At 61.0% G+C, this 5,116-nt stretch carries 5 protein-coding genes; all 5 read right to left on the bottom strand.

Translation table 11 applies throughout. From position 1 onward, the window contains the following. The coding region (locus HF877_RS21030; protein WP_240952868.1) for an IS256 family transposase at positions 1 to 1,098 on the bottom strand (1,098 nt) is incomplete at its 3' end. Between the two features lie 337 nt (positions 1,099 to 1,435). Next, the gene (locus HF877_RS21025; protein ID WP_169623140.1) at positions 1,436 to 2,113 is read right to left on the bottom strand and encodes a hypothetical protein; all 678 of its coding nucleotides are present in this window, start codon (positions 2,111 to 2,113) and stop codon (positions 1,436 to 1,438) included. 30 nt (positions 2,114 to 2,143) lie between these two features. Next, the gene (locus tag HF877_RS21685) at positions 2,144 to 3,265 is read right to left on the bottom strand and encodes a Tox-REase-5 domain-containing protein (protein ID WP_346765262.1); all 1,122 of its coding nucleotides are present in this window, start codon (positions 3,263 to 3,265) and stop codon (positions 2,144 to 2,146) included. Next, positions 3,262 to 3,558: a hypothetical protein gene (locus HF877_RS21015; RefSeq protein WP_169623139.1), complete on the bottom strand. Its 297-nt coding sequence runs from the start codon at positions 3,556 to 3,558 to the stop codon at positions 3,262 to 3,264. Before HF877_RS21015 ends, HF877_RS21685 begins: the two co-directional genes overlap by 4 nt. 172 nt (positions 3,559 to 3,730) lie before the next feature. Then, positions 3,731 to 4,288, bottom strand: coding sequence for a hypothetical protein (locus HF877_RS21010; protein ID WP_169623138.1), 558 nt, complete (start codon positions 4,286 to 4,288; stop codon positions 3,731 to 3,733). Between the last annotated feature and the right edge of the window lie 828 nt (positions 4,289 to 5,116).

Genomic DNA, 5,116 nt, shown 5'->3' with positions numbered 1-5,116 from the left:
GACCGACCACCTGCAGCGGCTCGACCGCTGACCCAAATCGGCAATCAGGGGTTGATCCGACCCTGAGGGCCGGATAAGCTCCTGCGGATTGTTCGACCAGATCTGCCGCCAGATCTGCTTCGGGAACGCGGTGAACGCCAGCAGGTCCGCTCGCGCTGCGTCGAGATGCTCCGCGACCTTGGGTAGTTTCGATTCGAGAGCGTCGATCACCCGGTCGTATTGCGCGTGAACCGAATCAGCGTCGGGTTGGTCGTAGACCGAATGCAGCAACGTCTTCACCCACGGCCACGAGGCCTTCGGGGTCACCGCCATCAGATTGGTCGAGTAATGCGTCCGGCATCGCTGCCAGGACGCGCCGGGCAGGGTCGCGCCGACCGCCCCGACCAGGCCTGCATGGGCATCGGAGGTCACCAACTGCACCCCGGACAGGCCTCGGGCGACCAGTCCGCGGAAAAAGCTCAGCCAGCCGGCGCCGTCCTCGGCGGAGGTGACCTCGACGCCCAGGATTTCGCGGTAACCGTCGGCATTGACCCCGACCGTCACCAAGGTGTGGACGTTGACCACCCGCCCGTTCTCCCGGACCTTGAGCACCAGTGCATCGGCGGCGACGAACGTGTAGGGACCGGCGTCGAGTGGCCGGTTGCGGAAGGCCTCGACCTGCTCGTCCAACTCTTTCGCCATGACGCTGACCTGCGACTTCGACAACGAAGTGATGCCGAGAGTGTCGACGAGTTTCTCCATCCGTCGGGTGGACACCCCGAGCAGATAGCAGGTCGCCACCACGGTGGTCAGCGCTCGTTCGGCCCGTTTGCGCCGCTGCAACAGCCAGTCCGGGAAGTACGAACCCTGTCGCAACTTGGGGATCGCCACATCGAGGGTGCCGACCCGGGTGTCGAAGTCGCGATGCCGGTAGCCGTTGCGGACGTTGACGCGTTCGTCGGAACGTTGCCCGTAGTCGGCTCCGCACAACACGTCGGCTTCGGCACCCATCAGGGCGTCGATGAACATCGACAGCAACTCGCGCAGCAGGTCGGGGCTGGCGCCGGTGAGTCGGTCTTCGACAAGCCGGCGTAGGTCGATATCGTGGGCGGTGGTCATCGCGTGGTCCTGTCTCGAGTGACTTTGGTCGGTCTCTTCGAGAATCACGCGGTGGCCGTCTTTCGTTCGGTTACGACACGCCCGCAGGGTCATTCAGCTGCGGCTCGTACACCATCTTCATGGACGCAACCAAATTCTGCGAGGAAGTCACGAGAGAACGTCATTGCCCGAAATTAGTGGATCGAGCGACGGCGCACCGGACTTTGTTCCATCCTGTGGAGAACCGGACGCGTTCCTCGTCGCACCGCCCGGCCTGACTCCCCGTGCAAACTTTGAATCTGACGCTCGTGCGTCGTCCTGGCAACCGCCCCACGCGCTTCTGAAGGCGCTGCATTCGTCAGTAGCCCAAAGCTTGTCGGACAATGATGGCCTGGTGGACATCGGGGGCGGTAGGGGTTCCGTTGAGCTGGACGTATCGGCCACCGTCTCCCGGGATGATCTCGATTGCGTTGGCGCGGAGTGTCGTTTCGTCTAGGGGGACCTTGTCCTTGACGTAGGTGATCCAGCCGGCGCAGATCTGTCCGGGTTTGCAGCCGATCGACCGACGGTGCTTTTTGGTGCTGACAAACAGGTAATCAGGTTCCCATGCCTGGACGAGGATGCGGAAATGGTCGGCGACAAGCTCGGGGGTGATGCCACCGGACGGATTAACCTCGGGATCGTCCAGGGAGAAGTGGACGTGGTTCTTCAACCCTGTCCCGTCGAATCCCACACGTACCGAGTACTTGCGGTAGCTGCCCTCGCACATCCGGATCAAGTCGGGTGTGTACCCGGTCTTCACCATGGCCAGACCATCATCACCCCGGAGGATCGAGTCGGCCACTACCTCTTCGATACCGTCGATGTCACCCGGGAGATGCACGAAAGTGCCGTCGTCTTTGACCCCGTTGAGAAGCCAAGGAGAGTAGAGCCGGGACAGGTCGGGCATCTCCTGCAGCGAGCGCTGCAAGCGACCTGCGCCGTCGTGAGGCGACTCGACCCGTCCGCCCCAGCCACCAATGAAATCCAGTACCACCGTGTTCCTCCCTCTACCTGCGGTTGCCTGCTACTCCGGCGGGACGTACTTGACCGTAATGTTCTCGTATCCGGCTTCTTCGATCATGTCCTCGATGGCTTCAGCTACTCGCTCCTCGGCGACGCGCCACTCGATCTCGGCCCCGGTGGCTTCGGCAGCTTCGGATTGCCGTCGAAGCTGGTCGGGAAGAGATTTGGCTGCGCCCATGTTGGGCTTGAACTGGCCATCGTCGCCGACCATCCATTCGTAGCCGGGCCCCTTGGCTTCGATGAGCCTACCGCTCTCTCCGGCATCCGGGTCCCACCCGTCGAACAGGACGTTGCCCGAGCCGTCCGCTTTAGGGATGGCATATTCAACTCCGGCAGGGCTGCCGGTGACTTGTTCCTCGTAGGCACCGGCACGTTCGGAGGTGCCGCCACGGTTGGGGTACTCCCACTGTCCCGGACCATCATTGGTCAGGGTCGACGGCATGATATCGAGCACCTGCTGCAGGTCGATGCTCGGAAAGTGTTCAGAGACCCAGAGGAGGATCGCGCCTGCCGAGATCGCACCGGCGGCGAAGGCTGCCATGAGCGCCAGATCGACAGCACCGAGCGCGATGATCGGCACGAAGCCGTGAATTCCTGAGTTGGAGCCGAAGGTCAGGGCTGACGCTGCGTCTGCAATGGATTGGGCGGCACGGGAGTCGGCCTCCTGGACAGCTGCAGCTTTGAAGCGTAGATAACCGGCCCATTCGAAGACCTTGGCCTCGGACTCGTCGGTCGGCGGCCCGATGATCGTGACAGTCCAGTCGTCTGCGACGCGGCATCCGTCGGCCTCTGCGTCGGCGACCGCCGAAAGCAACGCTCTGCGGGCGTAGTGCAACTCCGAAAGCCCGCTCTCGACGGTGCCGGCGACTTCGACTAGCCCTATGGACAGCTTCCGGCTACGGGTGCATACGTCAGCGATCCGGTCGTCTGCTGCTTGGTTAGCAGTTCCTATCCAGCCCTCGCCCGAAACGGCGGCGCGCTGTCTGTCAACGGACCGGGTGTGCGAAGCGAGTTGTTCAGCTTCGTTGCCCAGAGTGCGGACGATCGTGTCAGAAGCAGTCAGTGCATCCCATTGTTCGATCGTTGATCTACTGGGGAGCCCTCGGGATTCCTGCACGATCACTCGGGCACCTCGACTGCCGAGAACTGTTGGGCGGTCTCGTCGTCAGTGTTCCGATAGCTCTCGGCAGTGTTCTCGGTCAGCGCGCTGAGCGTGGTGAACTCGTCATGACATGCACTGAGAGCAGCGTCGGCCAGACCACCGAGCACAGCGAGCACGGAGGACGTGGCCGAAGGTGAAATCAGACCGGAGACGCCGGAGATCGCCTTGTCGCAAACTCCGGATTCTCGGGTGTTCTCGCCGGGATTCAGTGTGTTCGCAAGCTCGTGGATCCGCTCGGTATCGGCATACAGCATCGCGATGGCCCCCCTCCATCGCGGAACAACGTAGCACGGTGCATGCGCGGCCTAAGCGTTGGAGGCACCGGCTACGCGTTGTTGTCATGTCCGCTTGGAAACTACATTTGACATGGCTGCCCGGATCACGTTGGGCTAGTCGACGTTGAACGGTACTGAGGGAGTACATTCGTCAGAGCGGTTCCAGACTCGCGGCGTAGTCTTTGAGCGACTGGAATGAAATCAAATCTGGGTCGCTGCCGATTTTACTCTCGGGCACTCTTAAGTCGTTGCTCGACTTATTGATAGTTGAAATATTCTCGTCGCAGAACCAATTATGATATCTAGCCAGCCAGACGTACTTCGACCGAACATGTTCATCTGCTTGTTGCAGATTCTCGACGATAAGGTTGCGGTGTTCAAGCAAGACATTCCGGTGTCCATAGTCTGTATCGGGTGCAGTATCCAGCTCCCCGAGGGCTGCGGCGAGGTAGTGAACAAAGACGGATCTGCCAGGGTTCTTGGTGTGTGTAAAAGTGGTATGGGCGAATAATTGGTCATAAGATGAATAGTTCGTCTCCCCGTAGCTGAAGCTGTCGATGCCCCGGATGCCGACTATCTGGTCTGGGGCTGCAATAAGCGGCATCTGGACAGTTGAGCATTCGCGTCCCGCCGCCTCCACTAGGGCAGGTCCCGCGATGAGGCCGGGCTCTGGGGTGCGGTGTTGGCTGCGGCCCTCTGGCTGAAACATCGTGTGCACGGAATGGATAGCTGTGACGTCACCATTCGGGGAGTTTGGTGGCCCAAGGGTGGCCTGAAGGTAAGCTGACTCGAGGGTCTTGTGCAAGTTGTCTGTAGTGAGTCGGCAGTAGTACAGGGACGTTCTCTGAGGGAGTTCCGAGAAGGTCCCATCGGTCCTCATAGCCCGCAAATGTCCACAGGCCGGTGCGCGCTTGGACGATCGTTGTTCGTCGGGACCCTTGGGGAACTGAGGGATCAGTCATCCAGTCGGTGTATGAGATATGGAACCCTACAGCGACATGATCACGTGGAACCACCAACCCACGGGGGGAGTCCCACGGGCATGATGGCAGCACTACCAGGACATACCACTCGCCGCTTGTCCGTGCGGCTTCGGTTCCCTTCCCTCCGAAGATCCAATTCGGTCTGGGGCCCCAACTCGACGTCTTGACCTGGACCGAGACCTGTCGGCCTGAGTCGACATTGATTGCGAGCAGATCGGTTCGAGCGAGGCCGTCTCGGGTAAGTGACGCGGCCCAACCCAGTCCGGCGAGAACTGAACATACCCAGTGCTCGCCGGCCGACTTGGTCATCTTCGTATCGGTCCTCATGGCAGCATTGTGCGCCTAGGCTCCGACATAGTGTGCGCGCGGGAATTCGCGTTCCAGCATTCTTGAAGTCGTTGGGTCTCGATCGGAGGTCCCCGTGATCGCGCTACGATCGCGTGTTCGGCATGTGTTTGTGCGGACCGAAGAAGCCGAGGGACTGCCCCCACTTCAGTTGACTCGTGGGGTTGAGCGGTTCAGGCCGCGTATGCGACTTGGTTGATTGTCTCAAA

This window comes from Rhodococcus sp. BL-253-APC-6A1W, assembly GCF_012843405.1.
GTDB lineage: Bacteria > Actinomycetota > Actinomycetes > Mycobacteriales > Mycobacteriaceae > Rhodococcus.
Note: the sequence above shows the minus strand (reverse complement) of the source record. Positions and strands in the feature narration are given on the sequence as shown.